The organism is Roseospira visakhapatnamensis, from assembly GCF_014197915.1.
GTDB classification, from domain to species: Bacteria; Pseudomonadota; Alphaproteobacteria; order Rhodospirillales; family Rhodospirillaceae; genus Rhodospira; species Rhodospira visakhapatnamensis.
The window spans coordinates 1-16461 of sequence record NZ_JACIGK010000036.1; the positions used below are offsets into that span (position 1 = coordinate 1).

At 66.1% G+C, this 16461-nt stretch carries 14 protein-coding genes; 6 read left to right on the forward strand and 8 right to left on the reverse strand.

Going from position 1 to position 16461, the window contains the following annotated elements; all coding sequences use genetic code 11:
• Positions 1-890: 890 nt before the first annotated feature.
• The 4 genes from GGD89_RS17320 to GGD89_RS17335 all read left to right on the forward strand — a co-directional run bounded on the left by GGD89_RS17320 (position 891) and on the right by GGD89_RS17335 (position 7789).
• Positions 891-2144, forward strand: coding sequence for a tyrosine-type recombinase/integrase (locus GGD89_RS17320; RefSeq protein ID WP_184047986.1), 1254 nt, complete (start codon positions 891-893; stop codon positions 2142-2144).
• A gap of 614 nt (positions 2145-2758) precedes the next feature.
• Complete coding sequence (locus GGD89_RS17325; protein ID WP_184047989.1) at positions 2759-4453, forward strand: hypothetical protein; 1695 nt, start codon at positions 2759-2761, stop codon at positions 4451-4453.
• 17 nt (positions 4454-4470) lie between these two features.
• Positions 4471-7149 (forward strand): peptidoglycan-binding protein, encoded by a 2679-nt coding sequence (locus GGD89_RS17330; RefSeq protein WP_184047992.1) that lies wholly within the window; start codon positions 4471-4473, stop codon positions 7147-7149.
• Positions 7150-7255: 106 nt separating this feature from the next.
• Positions 7256-7789: a tyrosine-type recombinase/integrase gene (locus GGD89_RS17335; RefSeq protein WP_184047995.1), complete on the forward strand. Its 534-nt coding sequence runs from the start codon at positions 7256-7258 to the stop codon at positions 7787-7789.
• Between the two features lie 97 nt (positions 7790-7886).
• On the opposite strand, the gene GGD89_RS17340 is transcribed toward GGD89_RS17335, so the two are convergent.
• Complete coding sequence (locus GGD89_RS17340) at positions 7887-9569, reverse strand: IS1634 family transposase (protein WP_184047997.1); 1683 nt, start codon at positions 9567-9569, stop codon at positions 7887-7889.
• A 124-nt stretch (positions 9570-9693) separates the two neighbouring features.
• On the opposite strand from GGD89_RS17340, the gene GGD89_RS17345 reads away from it, so the two are divergent.
• Both GGD89_RS17345 and GGD89_RS17350 read left to right on the forward strand, forming a co-directional pair.
• On the forward strand, positions 9694-10071 hold the full coding sequence (locus tag GGD89_RS17345) for a tyrosine-type recombinase/integrase (RefSeq protein WP_221238539.1): 378 nt from the start codon (positions 9694-9696) through the stop codon (positions 10069-10071).
• A gap of 10 nt (positions 10072-10081) precedes the next feature.
• Complete coding sequence (locus GGD89_RS17350; RefSeq protein WP_184048000.1) at positions 10082-11275, forward strand: IS91 family transposase; 1194 nt, start codon at positions 10082-10084, stop codon at positions 11273-11275.
• A 422-nt stretch (positions 11276-11697) separates the two neighbouring features.
• Here the strand turns inward: GGD89_RS17350 and GGD89_RS17355 are convergent, their stop codons facing one another.
• Genes GGD89_RS17355 through GGD89_RS20705 form a run of 7 tightly spaced genes read right to left on the reverse strand, consistent with a single transcriptional unit; the run spans position 11698 to position 16424 of the window.
• Positions 11698-11829, reverse strand: coding sequence for an integrase core domain-containing protein (locus GGD89_RS17355; RefSeq protein WP_184048003.1), 132 nt, complete (start codon positions 11827-11829; stop codon positions 11698-11700).
• Positions 11826-12140, reverse strand: a complete 315-nt coding sequence (locus GGD89_RS17360) for a DUF2274 domain-containing protein (protein ID WP_184048006.1) — start codon at positions 12138-12140, stop codon at positions 11826-11828. The genes GGD89_RS17355 and GGD89_RS17360 overlap by 4 nt, the downstream gene beginning before the upstream one ends.
• 3 nt (positions 12141-12143) lie before the next feature.
• Positions 12144-13358, reverse strand: coding sequence for a TraB/TrbI/VirB10 family type IV secretion system protein (locus GGD89_RS17365; protein WP_184048009.1), 1215 nt, complete (start codon positions 13356-13358; stop codon positions 12144-12146).
• A complete protein-coding gene (trbG, locus tag GGD89_RS17370) occupies positions 13355-14356 on the reverse strand; it encodes a P-type conjugative transfer protein TrbG (protein WP_184048012.1) in 1002 nt (333 codons plus the stop codon). Before trbG ends, GGD89_RS17365 begins: the two co-directional genes overlap by 4 nt.
• Positions 14353-15126, reverse strand: a complete 774-nt coding sequence (gene trbF / locus GGD89_RS17375) for a conjugal transfer protein TrbF (RefSeq protein ID WP_184048015.1) — start codon at positions 15124-15126, stop codon at positions 14353-14355. The genes trbG and trbF overlap by 4 nt, the downstream gene beginning before the upstream one ends.
• Positions 15127-15129: 3 nt before the next feature.
• The gene (gene trbL, locus GGD89_RS17380) at positions 15130-16146 is read right to left on the reverse strand and encodes a P-type conjugative transfer protein TrbL (protein ID WP_425503055.1); all 1017 of its coding nucleotides are present in this window, start codon (positions 16144-16146) and stop codon (positions 15130-15132) included.
• Positions 16143-16424, reverse strand: a complete 282-nt coding sequence (locus tag GGD89_RS20705) for a type IV secretion system protein (protein ID WP_425503054.1) — start codon at positions 16422-16424, stop codon at positions 16143-16145. The genes trbL and GGD89_RS20705 overlap by 4 nt, the downstream gene beginning before the upstream one ends.
• Positions 16425-16461 lie beyond the last annotated feature (37 nt).

Genomic DNA, 16461 nt, shown 5'->3' on the forward strand with positions numbered 1-16461 from the left:
GACTGGAGGGTAGCCCATCCGTGGGGCGCGCCCCACGGATGGGCACGCAGGTGCGCCCCCACGAACAAAATTTCCAGACATCAGGTTACACAGCCCAGCGGGTGGCGGGTTCGCCTTCCGGAGATTACCGGCCAGAGAAGGGTCAAACTGACGATGAGCATTGCGGTCGACACCGAAAGCCTTCGCGGCCAGCCGGAGTTCCGTGGGGATGTCCTGATTCACTACAAAGAAGGCGTAGACGGCCGAACACACCCAAAGGAGGTTCATCTCTTCGAGATCACAGGGCCAGTAAGGAAATCGGAATAATGGAGTGGACGCGCGGCACCGGCCGCCGGGCCTGGCTCTCCGATGCCGATCCAACCCACGTCGCGACGATTCTGGAGCGAATCTCAGGAGCACCTCCATCTACTTTTAATGGCCCCTCAAAGGGCACCCAGGTGGACACGTGATTCACAGCACGCCAGGGCATTCTGCCCCCGCCCGAAACGCCCACCCCGGACCAATGTCCGGTGTGCCAAATCCCTGCCGATTTGTGCCAAATCGACCGCCGCGCTACAGCCACCAGGAACGCCGGTGGAACACCGAGTGACTAACGCAGGCAGACAAAATGACTAACACCCCCTTCCCGCAAAAGCGAAACCCCCGGAAACGTAAGCGTTTCCGGGGGTTTAATTGGTGGGCGCACAAGGACTCGAACCTTGGACCCGCTGATTAAGAGTTACGTGCGTAGGCATAACGAACGGCCTCAAATCATCACCCATACGCCTCAGTTTATTATTATATTTCATTGCGCTAAGGCAGTACGTCCGGTATCGTTATGACATGCGAAATCGATCCGTATCCCGTCGCCTGATACCCAGCTGTTACCCAGAAAAGCCGAGGAGGGGCTCATGGGGCAGGTCCTGACTGAGCGGTTTGTCAAGTCAAAAAAACCGGGCGCGACCCGCCTTGAGATCCCGGACGCGGGCCTACAGGGGTTGTACTTCGTGGTTCAGCCCACCGGAGGGAAAAGCTGGGCCTTGCGGTATCGCTGGCAGGGATCGCCGGTGAAATACCGGCTGGGCGACTATCCGGTTGTCGGGCTGGCAGAGGCCCGCGACAAGGCACGCGATGCTCTCCGGCTTCTGGACGCCGGCACCGATCCCCGGAAGGCGAGACGGCCACAGGCGGTCCCCGAGGCTCCTCCAGACGACACTATCCGCGACATCATCACGGAATTCATCACCCGCCATGCCAAGGTCAGGAACCGAAGCTGGCAGGAGGTGGAGCGCGTGCTCCGGCGTGAACTCGAACCCAAGTGGGGCCGTCGGCGTATCGGCGAGATTGAGCGCAAGGACGTGATCCGCCTGATCGACGGCGTGGTGGACCGTGGCGCGCCGGTCATGGCCAACCGCGTCCTGGCCCACACACGGAAGCTCTTCAACTGGGCCGCTTCCCGCGATCTGATAGCGACGTCTCCCTGCGCCGGGGTATCCGCGCCTGCCCAGGAAACGAAGCGCGACCGCGTGTTGTCGGTTGCGGAGTTAAGGGCACTGTGGAGCGCCTGTGATGATGTGGGGGAGCCGTTTGCATCCATCGTTCGTCTGCTGGTTCTGACCGGCCAGAGGCGGGATGAGGTCGCCGGTATGCGGTGGGCGGAGGTCGACTTGGATGCGGCCCAGTGGACGATTCCGGGAGAGCGCGCCAAGAACGGCGTTCCCCATCAGGTGCCTTTGGGGGAATCCGCCCTGTCGATCCTGTCGTCCAGACCGCGCGTGCTGGCGACGGACGGGTCGGACGGTGGAACAGCGCGCCACATGTTCACGACCACCGGCGCCTCACCGTTCAGCGGGTTCTCGAAAGCGAAGGCGCGCCTGGATAAGGCGATGGCGCGGCGCCTGTCCGAAGAGACCGAGGATGTGACGGGCAAGGGTGCTTTGGCGCCTTGGCGGTTGCACGACATCCGCCGCACCGTGGCGACTGGACTGCAGCGCCTGGGTGTGCGTCTCGAAGTCACGGAAGCTGTTCTCAATCACGTCTCCGGGTCCCGAGCGGGCGTGGTCGGCACCTACCAGCGCCACGACTGGGCCGACGAGAAACGGGCAGCACTGGAGGCGTGGGAGCGGCATGTGTTGGAGACGTTTGCGATGGAGCTACTGAGATAAAAGCTACCTTTGAATACTTTATGCTTAAATGCACTATTGGCAGAGATGAATTAATATTGTTTTAGCTTTTTCTCTGAAAAATTAAATAGAATGCTTGTTCTTTTGTGCATAAAAAAGAAGATATTTTATCAGCGCCCACAAACTCAATGTGTCGTGTGGTGAATTTTTTCTAAACCGGTGGCGCTCATTTGAGAGTCTTTCCTCATGATAAGCAAGAGGGGCAGCGCGTCTGTTGTGAGGTTCTGGATATACAAGAGTGGAGCCGCTACTGAAGGCTGTGTTTATCTTGATATCATGGCAGTTCTTGGTGCCGTCACAAGCATAATTCTCAAAAAAAACCTCTTGAGCCGAAAACAGTGCTCCCGAAAAACCTGATCTCGGGGGGGGCGCCGAATCTCCGGAGACCTCGAAAAATCCAGTTATTTAATTGCGGATAATACTTAATCGAAACGAAAAAGGATGGAAAACAACGAAAAGGTCCACTATCATTTGCGTCTATGTTTCTAAAAAAATATCTTATGGTGGGCCGCCAAATAGTTGTCACGCGAAAGGTGCGCTCATCTGCGCAGATTGCCGCGTTTGTGGGCATGATGACAGCGACTGGGTGCGCGGGTTTGCCTTACATCGAGCCCGACGTTCCGCGTCCGGGTCTCGTTCCCTCGGAGGCGCAGATAGAGCGCCTGAACGACGGCGACTATGCGTTCGAGGAGGGCAGTACCAATCTACGCACGCGTTACGTGTCGGTCGACTCGGCTCGTGCGTATGCGCAGTTCGTCCAGGACGCCTATCAGAGCGCGCTGCAGCGTCGCTCCCAAGTGCGTTCGGCGGTGAACGTCGCCTCTCTAGGCGGCGCGTTGGCAGCCCTGGGTTTGGGCGTGGTTGGCGCGGATCAGAGCCCGACGCTCATCACGGGCTTGGCGACGACCTTCCTGGGCATCAGCGGTCAGGCCCTTATGACCAAGGCGCACGAGGACGCCTACAGCCTGGGCGCCCAGGCCATCGGCTGCGTTCTGACCGCGGCGACGAACGCGCGGGGCGCCGAACAGCCGCTCATCCCGGTGCAGATCGCCCTGTCCAATTTCCAGGCGTCGGTCGCGGCCTATCGGAGCGCCGTGGACGAAGCCATACGTGTCGCCGCCAACACCAATAAGGACGGAGACGAAGACTACATCGGGACAAGTGATCCGGCCCACATCAGGCTGAAGACATCGGCCGAGGATCGGTTGGCGCGGGCCGACCTCGGCCTGGAGTACGCCAACCGCATCCTGCAAAACACGAGCATTCTGGGCGAGCAACTTGTCAACAAGGTGGAAGAGATCCGCTGGGCCGTGAACGACGCTGTGCGCCGGAGCGAGCCCGATGTGCTTGTCCTCGACCGCAGCCTCAGGACCATCGTGTCGGGCCGATTGGCAGGTCTAGGGGTCAACGTCCCGGCTGGAGCCGGCGATGTCGTGCCCGACGTAGCAAGTGCGTTAACGACACAGACGAGCCAACAGTTGCCCCCTGAATTGGGACGTGCGTGGGACGAAGCCGACCGACGGGGTAAGGACATGGACAGGGCCCGGGTGCAACTGACCAATGCCCTGAACGATTTACCAAAACAGCCGATCGCCTTCGGGGGGACGGTGTTTTCGGGCTGCCCGCTCGGCGGCATCGAGAACATCTCGGGCCCTGGCCCGATCACGGTAACCCCGGCTTCGACCGACATCAAGGCGGGCACGGCCGAGAGAGTCACAGCGGTCCTGGGCGGCGCGGCGCCATTTTCGGTGTTTGACAACGGGCTGGCCACGAAGCCCACGATCTCCGGCGACCGGCTGACCGTGACCGTTGCGGCGGACGAGGCGACTGCGAACCGGGTGATCACGACTCCGGTCGGCAATTTGTTCGGCCAGACAGCGCTGTTCACTATCACCGTCAAGCCTGCCACAAGGTCTTCGTCGGAGAGCGAGGGCGGAAGCGGGCTCCTTCAGTCGGAGGACGTTAGGGACATGCAAGGAGTGGTCGACGCGAATGCTGACGGTATAATGGGAGACGTCACTCGCCGGGCGGCAATTGAGTACCTGGTGAACGAAAGCTTGGGAAAAGTCACCACTCAACTGAATGACAGCTCCGTCGAGAGTAACGAGTGTAAATCTGCCATCACGACTTTCCGCAATGCGCTTAATCTCCCGTCGGGAACGTTAGATGAGGACGATGTGAAAAGGGCGCTCCAGAATTTATACTCCGAGGACCAGTACAAATCAAGAACAAGAATTTCGCAGGATGGAATCCTAGTGAATTACACTTCACATTGCGGAATCACGCCGTAAGAGTAGGGGTGAGGGCAATGGCCGAGATCATAGCAAGCCTGTTGAACAAGCCAGATGCCCGAGCGCTTGTCGACCTTGTCCAACACTGGCTGCCGACGGTTGAGACCGATCCGCAGCTTGGCCCTGTCTACGATCGCTTCCTCACGCTAACCGAACTAAGACCCGGAACCCAAGATGAGAACGTAGTCAGACGCGGTTTGCGTTGGAACCTCGGCCCGCGCCTTGTTCCCGAGGAGATGGCGCGGACTCCTGGCAGTTCGCCGACTTACGGTTACGTCAGTATTCGGAAGAAAAACACGATCCATCTCAACGCGGCCCTGATTCGCGGGTTCCAGACCGTGGCGCACGATCCGGCGGCGCGGAAGTACATCCAGGGCCTCATCCTGCACGAGCTGATCCACTGGGTGGAGGTCAATGATCCGGATCCCGGGTCCCGCGCCATCCCGTTGCACCGTCGGTCGGAGGATCATGGTCGCAAGATGGAGCGCTTCTTCCATGGCGATCCAACCGACGAAACCCACACTCCGATCAATCCGCCGGTGCCCCAGGCGCTTAACGACGCCTTCCTCGAGGCGGAGGCGCTGCCGCTCCGGAAGGGCCCGAAGGTCGCCAAAGGCGGGCCCGATGGGGTGCCCCGACCGGGCGCCTTGCTGGATTCGGAGGCCGGCGCCTCGGACCGCGCCATCCTGGCGTTCGAACTCGCCAAGGACGAGCCGGTTCTCGACATTACCCCCGCCTTGGCTGACGCGGATCCGGACGGCAATCGGTTCGATACACCCGATTTCGCGCATCTCGTCGTTCCGGACGAGGGACCGATGCCGTTCGATGCCCGGCCCTTCAAGGTTGATCATAACACGTTAGACCTGTTCTGCCGCATCAACGACATCGAACCGGACAGTGCCAACGCCGTGCTGTTCGGCCTGCGGGGTTGTGACCTGCATCCACCGGCCGGCGGGAGCCACCAGCCCATGGCGGCCACAGGGATGGTATCCGAGGCGAAGTACGACCACACGGCCCGGCGATGCGTTCTGGGCGTGTGGGACCGAAGCCAGAAGACAGTCGCACTGTTCCAGGGCTCGACGGTGCCGAACCTGCATGAGATGAGAAAACAGGTCGGGAAATGCACGGACAATGGCGTGTCCAGCCGCGACGCGAACATGCTTCCCACGGGGTGCTATCGCTATGTCTGCGGGGCGCACAATGAGGTCTGGAATGCGTTCCGTCTTTTCCAGACCGTCGTGGTGCTGCGAAGCTGCGAGAACTCACGCTATGCGCTTGGTGATCTCTGGGATCGCTGCGCGCCTGGGGACAACATCCACCCCACGTATCATTCGGGGACAGTGAAATTCAGCTCGGCGGGATGCCAGACTGTCTCGGGTACCTTTGCCGAGAACCGTCACCGCGGGGACTGGGCGACCTTCCGACAGGTGGCCGGTCTGAGCAAGACGAACAAGGCTTCCGACGTCGGTCGGCGCTTCAGCTATCTTCTGGTTACAGCGCGCGAGATGCGGCTGATGCGTCTGCTGATCGACCGCTCCGGGGGCTCGATCGCGGACGCCGCCCTTCCGGCCATGGTGGCCCATTTCGGAAGGCTGCGCTTCGGCGCATCCGGAGATCGCGTGCGGGCGCTGCAACGGGTGCTTGGCGTTGGTATCGACGGTGCGTTCGGACCCCAGACCGCGATGGCGCTGATCGAGGCGCAGAAGCACAACGGCCTGCGGGTCGACGGCATCTGTACGCGAGAGACGGCGGAGGCGCTGGGAGTGCCTTGGGCCCCGGGCGAGGCCGCCGACGCGACGGCCCAAACAGGGCCCGCCAATCCCGTCGCGCGGGCGGCGGCGGCGCGGGATGAGACGCTTGGTCTCGACCTGCCACTGCGGCGCGGTGACCGCAACAATCCCTCCGTGATGCGCGCGCAACAACTCCTCAATCGGATGGGGGCCATGATCGCGGACGATGGTGACTATGGCGCCGCCACATCGCGCGCCGTCGCCGAGGCCCGCAACGAACTGGGTATTGCGGGCAGCGGTGACGAGATCAATCGGCTGCTCGCTGGCGCGCTCTTCGATCAGCCCGCTCTCCACCAGCGGCTTTCGACCGAGGGGGGGACGTTCATCGGCCGTCAGGAAAGCGGGGGGCGCACCTACTATGAACGCTTCACTGCCCATCCGCATTATCCAGGGGTGAGCAGCGGCATCACGATCGGGTTCGGCTATGATCTGCAATTCATCGAAGAGCACGAATTGTCGAACGATTGGGGAGCGCATCTTTCGCCGAACGACCTGCAGCGCCTGACCGCGCATTGCGGCAAACCGGGGTCGAAGGCGGCCGCCCGCGCGCTTGCCGATATCCGGATCGCCTTCGCCGACTCCCTGAGCGTCTATTTGAACCGGACCCTTCCGGACAAGATCGCGCAGACGGACGCCACCTACCCGCAAACACCGACCCTGCCGGCGCTGTGTCAGACGGCCCTGGTCAGCCTTGTCTTGAACCGAGGCACAAGTCTGGAGGTCAGTGACTCGCGGCGCGAGATGATCGACATATGGGATGGCCTGAGCGCGGGAGATCTGGACGGGATTCCGGCGCATTTCGAGGCCATGACGAAGCACTGGCCAAATTCAGAACACCTGCGCCAACGCCGCCTGCTGGAAGCAGCGCTGTTCCGTCGCGGCCTCGCTGGTGAGACCGGGTATTAGAGCGGATTGAACGAAACCGCTTCGCGGTAGGGCGCTAACGGGATGGGGAGGGTCTCCTGTCCAGAATGGAGGGTTTTCCACGACCCCTTTCCGACAGGAGCCCCCGATGGCCGACGTGAGCCCTCTACGCCGCCGCATGATCGAGGACATGACCGTCCGCAATCTGTCGCCGGCGACCCAACGATCGTACCTGCATGCGGTGTCGAAGTTCAGCCGGTTTTTCGGGCGCTCCCCGGATCGCCTCGGTCTCGACGACGTGCGCACCTTCCAGGTTCATCTGATCTCGCGCGGCATATCCTGGGCCAGCCTGAACCAGACGGTGGCGGCGCTGCGGTTCTTTTACGGTGTCACCCTGGGGCGGGCGGAGGTGCCGGAGCGGATCGCCTACGCGCGCGAGCCGCGCAAGCTGCCGGTGGTGCTGAGCGCCGACGAGGTGGTGCGGTTCCTGGAGGCGGTGCCGGCCCTCAAGACCCGCGCCGCGCTGACCACCGCGTATGCGGCCGGGCTGCGCGTCTCGGAGGTGGTGGCGCTGAAGGTCGGCGACATCGACAGCGGCCGCATGTTGATCCGCGTCGAGCAGAGCAAGGGCGGCAAGGACCGCTACGCCATGCTGTCGTCGCAGCTGCTTGGCCCAACTTGAACGCCGTCCTCCGAAAGAGTATTGAATATCAATAGGGTACGAGTGCGGCGCCGGTTGTTAGCACCACATTTCGGTCTTCAGGGGCTGGGTTCCGGGCTCAGGCTTTGGGCTCGCGGACGTTGGGCGGCAGGGCGACGCGGGCGGCCTGGAACAGAGCGCCGGTGACCCCGGCGACCGGTGTGCGCAGGATCAGGGTGCGCGGCCCGGTGTCCCAGGTGACCTCCTGCAGCCGGTCGAGATCGCGCAGCACCTCGCCCCATTCCGGCTTGAGCCCGGCGGCCTCGCAGCGCGCCTGCAGGTCCTTGCGCAGCACCAGGGCCAGGAAGGAACAGAACACGTGGCCGCGGATGGCGGCGTCGGAGGAATGGTAGATGGGATGCGTGTGCATCAGCGCCTTGGCGGTGCGGAACACCGCCTCCACCTGAAGCAGGTCGCGGTACCGCAGCATGGCCTGCAAGGGCGAGATGCGGGCGTTGGTGCGCAGCACGAAAACGCCGTCGTATCGGGCCTCTTCGGCCAGCTTGCCGGCGTCGATCTCGAAGACGGGCTCGGTGGCCTCTTCCGGCCCGTCGTCGCCCTGGCGCCGGGGCTTGCGGATATAGCGCCGATAAGCCGAGTTGCCGACCAGGGCCTTGTCGCCCTTGGCCAGTTGCTTCTCCAGCCCCTCGATGATGGCCTGGCGGTCGCGCCGCTGTTTCTCGGCCTCGGCCTCGTTGCGGCAGACGATATAGCGGCGGCCGTCGACCCGGACCTCCTTGGCGAACAGCTGGGTCTCGCCTTGCGCCCGCTCGACCAGCAGGGGCGTGAACGGCGTCGGGTCGTCCAGAACGTGGTCCCGCACCCGCTTGTCTGTCCGTTCGCGCACGCCCAGGACGTACTCCAGGCCGCGCTCTTCCAGGGCGGTGATGGTGGCCTCGGCGATCATGCCGCGATCCGCCACCACGCAGACCCGGCCGATGGCGAAGCGGTGGCGCAGGCGGTCGATGATGGGCAAAAGCACGGTGACGTCGGCCGTGTTGCCCGGCGCCATCTCCGAACAGATGGGGCGGCCGTCGCCGTCGATGACCACGGCCAGGATCATCTGGTTCAGGTCCGGCCGGTGGTCCTTGGAATGGCCGCGCCGGCCCAGGGTCTCGCCGCCGGCGCCGGTGAAGGAGAGCGAGGTGGTGTCCATGAACACCACGCTGAGATCGGTGAACAGGTCGCGGCCACGGTCGAACAGGGCCTCCTCGATCTCGTCCTTGACCGTGCGCGGGGCAAACGGCGTGGCGTGCGCCTGGCGGTCCTCGGGCAGCGCCTCGCCCAGCCAGGCCATGGCGCGATAGAAGTGATGCAGCGACAGATCGTCCGCTCCGGGGATGTCGTAGTCGTCCATCCATTGCTCGCAGGCCCGGTCCGAGCCGGAGACCATGATCCGGTGCAGGACGGCGGTGAAGATCGCGCGCTCGACCGGGAATTCAAAGCCTCGGGGGGCAAGGGCCTGCTCGATCACCGCCCGGCAGCCGGTCTCCTCCCACAGGCGGCCGAACAGCAGGGGCGGGCCGATGCGGCGGCATCGCAGCCCGGACGTATCGCCGGCCTCGATGCGCGACAGGATGGCGGCCCGTTCCGAGAAGCGGCCGATGGAGGCCAGCAGCCGGTCCAGGTCGCCGTTGGCCAGCACGGCGTCCTTGCGGCCCAGGTTCTTGATGATCTGCTGGCGCGTGCGCTTTCCCTCCCTCACGTTTTTGACGAGATAGAGGTAGGTGTACCCGTTTATGGTCTTCTCACGCACGAACATGCAAATATGTCACCGCGTCAGCACGCGGAGAGTCAAGGAAAACATGGCCTTTCAGGCCACTATTTAGCACCACAGATTCCGGCCGCCAAAAACACGGCTCAACAAAATCAATGACTTGCGAGCCATGTTCACGGTCTGTCCCGCGGCCACTGTTCAAGTTGGGCTTGAGATCCTGCGCGGCTACTGGCGGCGCGCCCGGCCGCGCCACTGGCTCTTTCCCGGGCGGGAAGACCGGCCGATCGAGCCCACCGTGCTGCACAGCGCCTGCCGGTCGGCGCGCGCGGCGGCGGGGATCGACAAGCGGGTCACGGTCCACACCCTGCGGCACAGCTTCGCCACCCATCTGCTGGAGACCGGCACCGACATCCGCATCATCCAGGTGCTGCTCGGCCACACCAATCTCTCGACGACGGCCCGCTATACCCAGGTCGCCACCACCACCATCGCCCGCACCCGCAGCCCGCTCGACGCCCTGCCCGTGACGGTGGTGCCGCCGCCGTGATGTGCCGGCCATGGGGACGACGCTGGAGGTGGCGGATGTGATCCGCCGCCACGGCGCCGGTTACCGCGCGAGTCGCGCGGGACGGCTGGACCGGGGCCAGCGGCGGGTGATGGCGGCCATCGAGGCCTGCCGCACCGCCCGGCTCGGCGGTCATGTCGAGGCCTGCCGCGACTGCGGAACCGTGCGCATCGCCTACAACTCCTGCCGCAACCGGCATTGCCCCAAGTGCCAGGGCTTGGCCCGCGCCCGCTGGCTGGCCGCGCGCCGGGCCGAACTGCTGCCGGTGCCCTACGCCCATGTCGTCTTCACCGTACCCGCCAAGGTCGGCGCCATCGCCTTCCAGAACAAGGCGGTCGTCTACGACATCCTGTTCAAGGCGATGGCCGAGACCCTGCGCACGATCGCCGCCGATCCCGGTCACCTGGGCGCCGAGATCGGCCTCGTCGCCGTGCTGCACACGTGGGGTCAGGCGCTTCAGCATCACCCCCACCTGCATTGCATCGTACCGGCCGGTGGCATCGCTCCCGACGGCCAGCGATGGATCGCCTGCCGGCCCGGGTTCTTCCTGCCGGTCAAGGTCCTGGCCCGCCTGTTCCGCCGCCTGGTCCTCGACCACTTGGCGGCGGCCTATTCGGCCGGCCAGTTGGCCGTCTTCGGCGATCTCGCCGGGCTGGCGGAGCCGGCCGTCTTCGCCCGCCATCTCCGGGACCTGCGGTGCATCGACTGGGTCGTCTACGCCAAGCGCCCGTTCGACGGCCCCGCCCCGGTGCTCGCCTACCTCGGCCGCTACACCCACCGCGTCGCCATCGCCAACAGCCGCCTCGTGGACATGGACAACGGCCGCGTCCGTTTCCGCTGGAAGGACTACCGCCACCACGACAAGCAGAAGGTCATGACCCTGGAGGCCGAGGAGTTCCTCCGCCGCTTCCTGCTGCACGTGCTGCCCGACGGTTTCCACCGCATCCGCCACTACGGCTTCCTGGCCAACGGCCATCGCTCGGACCGGCTGGCACAGTGCCGCCGGCTTCTGTCCGCGCCGCCGCCCCAGGTCGAGGACGTCGAGCCCGACTGGCGCGACCATCACAACCGACTCACCGGTGAGGACGTCCGCCTCTGTCCGTGCTGTGGCGGCGCCATGGTCTTGGTCGCCGCGCTGCCCCGCCAACCGCCTGCCTCGGCCACCGGCCCGCCAGAGGCCCCATGACGCCCCGTCGATCCGCCATGACACGCGTCCGTTCACCGTCGGTCCTCGACGGTGCCGCCAGCATTCGTCCCAACGTGGGACTGATGGCCCCGGCACCGGTCATCATCCGGGGCGTGCCTGACAAAAGCAGGCCACAAACACAGACCGTGCCGGGCCTGCGGCCTCGTAAACACCCCGTGGCGGACGTCTCCGCCATCAACCGTCTGTCCCGCACGCCATCGGCGGACAGCTCTCTGCTTGCCAAATCCCCATAGGGTACCGGCGCTCACCGCGGTTCCGTTCAATCCGGCTTCTCTGAGCTCCGGAACCGCCTGACCGCCCGCGCCACGGACCTCAGAGAACCCTCCAGATTCCCAAGAGTGGGGTTCTGTGATTCAAGATGAGGGCTGGTTTGACCTTGCCCTGAAAAAGTGGACACCGGGTTATGCGGCGCGAAGCTCAGCTTGCTCCGGGGTGATGTAGCCGAGAGTTGAGTGCAGGCGCCGACGATTGTAGTCGTCGCGCCACGCCGCCAGCTCTTCCCGCGCCTGGGCGAGGCTGAGGATGACGCTCATGTTCCGGTCTCCTGGCTGGTGGGTTGGGAATCGGCGGCGTCTCGCTCACCCGCAGACCGCCGCCGGCGGCGTCTCGGTGCGGCGGGATCGTCGCCCTCGGCCAGGCCATCCTTGCGGGCGCGGGTGAAGGCGCGGTCGGCGTCCAGGAAAGCACGCAGAATAAAAGGAATTAATTCGGCGACGCTCTCGCTATCTCCATAAGTGGCCTCATAGAGGGAGGCATACTGTTTGAGGGCGGCGTGGAGCGGCGCATCCAGGGTGACGGTCAGGCGAACCGGCGTGCGGTCGGGCAGGCGCGGCAGCTTGAGCATGGCTCAGCCTCCTTGGTAGGGGCGGAGGATCAAGTCTCTCGCGACGATCACGCGCAGCGGGAACCCGGGCCGGATGGTCAGGGTCGGCTGCATGTCGAGGAACCGCTCGGTCAGGCGCGAGCCGGCGCGATTGACGTTTCCCTGGAGAGACTCGCGCAGGGCCCGGACCAGTTCGGACTCGCTGTCGCCCAGGGTCAGTTCAGAGCCGACACCAAGCAGGGTGGCCAGCACGACACCCGTGGCCAGACGGTCAACGTGATAGTCCACACCGTCTTCCAGGCCGGCGTATCCAGCCGGGTCGGTGGCCGGCAGGTTGTCGATCTCGATGGAGGAGCCGTCCGGCATCACGATCCGGTGCCACACGACCAGGGCGCGGGACTGCCCGAAGGCGATGACGCTGTCGTAGGTGCCGATCAGGCGGGAGCCCTGCGGGATCAGCAGCACCTGGCCGGTGACGGTGTCGTAGACGTGCTCGGTGACCTGGGCGATGACGGTGCCGGGCAGGTCGGAGTTGAGGCCGGTGATCAGGCTGGCGGCGATGATGCTGCCGGCCATGACCTGATGCGGCGAGGCCGGGGTCTCCAGGGCGTGCGGATTGTAGATCCCGCCGGTCTGGCGCCGGTTGAGGAAGTCCAGTTTGGTCTGCTGGCCGTTGGGGTCGCGCTCGGGATCCAGGGCGAGGCGGTCACCGGGCGGCGCCAACGATGGGGCGTCTGCGCCGGCACGATCGGATCCATCCGGCTCCTGCGCGACGGCCACGGCCCCGCCCGGCCGGGTATCGATCCGGAACAGCACGCCGGACTCGCGGGCCTGCAGCGCCTGCGCCGCGAGACGCTGGCGTTCGGCCTCGGCGGCGCGGTCGGCGGGATCGGGCTCCAGGCCGACGCGGCGGCGGCGTTCCAGGATCGGCCGACCCAGGTCACCGGGCAGCGGCGGCCCCAGAATCGGCGGCGGCGCCGGGGGGTCCAGGTCGCCGTAGTCGTCGGGCAGGCCCTCCAGCCCCTCGGGCGTGGGGGCACGGCCGGGTGTGTAGAGGTCCTCGCCTTCTGAACCCCGGCGCAGGTCTGGCCCCTGCAAGGCAAGAAGCGTCACGGTCATCACCGCGCCGGCGCCCAGGGCGGTCAGCCCGATCAGCAGGCCGCGCCGGAAACGCACCACACGGCGGGGCGTGGCGCGCAGGGCCAGGGTCTCGGGGTCGGCTTTCGGGGGCGCGGTCATGATCCGCCTGCCCCGGCCGGGCGGCCGTCGGTGCGGGTGATGCGCACGACCTGTTGGTCATGCCCGCCCAGGCGCAGTTCGGCGGCGGCGAACAGACGGTCGACGATGTAGTAATTCCCGCGCATGCGGTAGTTCACGAGCTGGCTGCCGCCGTCGGGGCCGATGATGAACAGCGGCGGGGCCTCGCCCTGGTCGATGCGGCGGGGGAAGGCGATGTAGACCTTGTGCCCGTCGTCGAAGGCCCGTACCGGGCGCCAGGGCGGATTATCGCCGGAGATGGCGTAGCGGAAGCGCAGGCCGTCCAGGTTCAGGCCGTCCGCCAGGGGCTGGGCCGCCTCGGCGGCGTCGTTTTGGCGGCGCAGGGCCAGGATCTGATCCGCCGGATAGGTCCAGGACAGCGCGGCCATGGCGGTCGCCTCGGTGCTCTGCAGGGCCAGATGGTAGGCGCGGCGGTCGGTGGTGATGATCATGTTGGTTGTCAGGCCGGGCGCGAACGGCTTGATCAGCACATGCACCCGGCGGTCGGAGCCGTTGCCGCTGGTGGTGTCGCCGATCACCCAGCGCACGGTATCACCGGCGGCGACGGAGACCAGGGTCTCACCGGGCTGCAGGGCGATGTCGCTGACGCGTTCCGGCGCGGTGTAGAGCCGGTACAGGGCGCCCGGCGTATAGGGATGGACCTGAATGGCGTTGAGGTAGCCATGCCGGGTGGGCTCGCGGGTCGCGGCGGCATTGGCGGCGGCAACGCGCGCCTCGGGCGGGCGGTCGTCGGGTTCCGGCTGGCCGGGTGGCGGCAGCAACTGGCCCGGCAGGGGCAGCGGTCGGGGCACCTCGACGATCTCAACCGGACGCGGCGGTTCGGGGATGATGGCAGCGGCCTGGAAGTCCTCGCTGTCATACTGGATCGACGGCGGCGGGGTGCGGCCGGCGCAGGCGGCCAGCGTCAGCAGGGAGACGGTCGCGACGAGCGCCGCGCGGGTTGGACGGGGGACGATCATGGGGCGGTCCTTTCCTGCGGGGGCGCGGACGGATCGGGCTGGGGCGCAGCGGCCGGCGCTGGCTGTTCGGGGGACTCCGGCACCTCGGTCTCGAAGGTGCGCGACCAGTCGATGGCGGTGACGAACAGGCCGAGTGGGTTGGCGCGCAGCGCCTCGGTGGTGCGCGGTGGGCGCAGGGTGACGGTGAGGATGGCGGTCCAGCGCTCGGTGGCGACCGGGCTGCCGCGCTCGAAGTGCTGTTCCGTCCAGGCGACCTGGAAGGACCGCTCGGAGGCCCGGACGACGCTGGTGATCTGCACCGAGATGCTGCGCTCGCCGATGCGGGCGAAGGGCTCGGCGGCGCGGGCATGGGCGTTCAGGAACACCGCCGCGCGGTCGGTCACGAGGTCGTAGGCGGCGAGCCAGCTCTTCCGCACCAGGACGGGATCGGTGGAGACCGAGCGCACGTTGGTGATGAACCTCCCCAGGTGCCAGGCGATCTGGGCGTCGGTGGGCTGGTAGGTCTCCACGGCGGGGGCGACGGCCCGGGCGGCGCCGAAGGTGTCGACCTCGACCACATAGGGCACGACCCGGCTTTGCAGGGACTGCCAGACCAGTCCGCCCGACAGTCCCATGGCCAGGGTCAGGCACCCGAAGGCCATCAGGCGCCAGTTGCGGGCCTGAACGCGGGCGGAGCCGATGCGCTCATCCCACAACTGTGCGGCTTTCTGGTAGGGGGTGACGGGCTCGGGGGTGCGGCCGTAACGCTGCACAGGGCGTTTGAAGGGCATGGCTCAGTCCTCCTTGTCGCCAAGGGATGGCGCGGTCCCGCCGCCCGGACGGTCGCCGTCGCGCAGGGTCTGCTGGGCGTCCTGCAGGCGGGCGCGGACCCGCTGCTCGGTGCGCAGGCGGCGCGCCCAGGCGGGTGCGGATGACGATGGGTCGGGCATGGATCCGGCGGACCCGGCGGGAGCAGTTCCGCCGGTGGCGGTCCAGGCGGCGCGGCGGCCGTCGGCGGCGGCCTCGCGGAGCGGTCGGGTGGCGGCACTCCCTGCGGCCCGGGCCATGCCGCCGAGCCCGGCGAGGGTCGCGCCGGGTCCGCTCGTCCCGGACGTGGCCTCGCCCAGGCGGAAGGCGCTCGCGGCACCCGTTCCCAGGGCGGTGCCGGCCCGCACGGCGACCAGTCCGCCCGTCCCGGCCAGACGCGCACCGGCCAGGGCCGTGCCCCCACCGATCAGGGCCACACCGGCGGCAGCCCCGCCGGTCCCGAGCACCGCGCCGGCACCAAGCTGCGGCGCACCGGTGACGAGGCCGGCGGCGATGCCGGGACCGAAGATGCCCAGGCCCAGCAGCGCCAGCGAGGCCAGCACCAGGGACATGGCGGCTTCGATGGTGGGCTCGCCGGCATTGAGGGCCTCGGTGAAGGTATCGAACAGGCCGGCGCCGATGCCGACGATGACCGCCAGCACCATCATCTTGATGCCGGCGGCGACCACCGCGCCCAGCACGCGCTCGGCGAGGAACGCGGTCTTGTTCCACAGCGCGAAGGGGATCAGGACGAAGCCGGCCAGCGTGGTCAGCTTGAACTCCAGGATGGTGATGAAGAGCTGCACCGACAGCACGAAGAAGGCGACGATGACCAGCACCCAGGCCATCAGCAGCACGACTACGCTGAGCAGGTTGGAGAACACCTCGGGGAAGCCGACCATGTCGGCGACGTGATCGAGCAGCGGCCACGCGGCCTCGAACCCGGTGCCAGCGATGCGTCCGGGGCGCAGCAGATCGTCGGCGGCCAGACCACCGGCGGTCAGGCCGAGAGCCCGGCGAAGGACTCGAACAGGATGCCGGCCAGGGTCTCGAAGCGGTTCAGGATGAAGGCGAAGGCGCCGACGTAGAGCACCTTGCGCAGCAGCCGGCCGGGCAGCGCGTCATCGGCGCCCAGAGCCCAGAACAGGCCGGCCAGGGTGATGTCGATACCGATCAGGATGGTGGTCAGGAAGGCGACGTCGCCCTGCAGCAGGCCGAAGCCGCTGTCGATGTAGTGGACGAAGGTGTCCAGGAAGGTATCGATAACGTTCAAATCGTCCATGACGTCACCGTTCCAAAGTCGCCGTGAGGAACGCCGA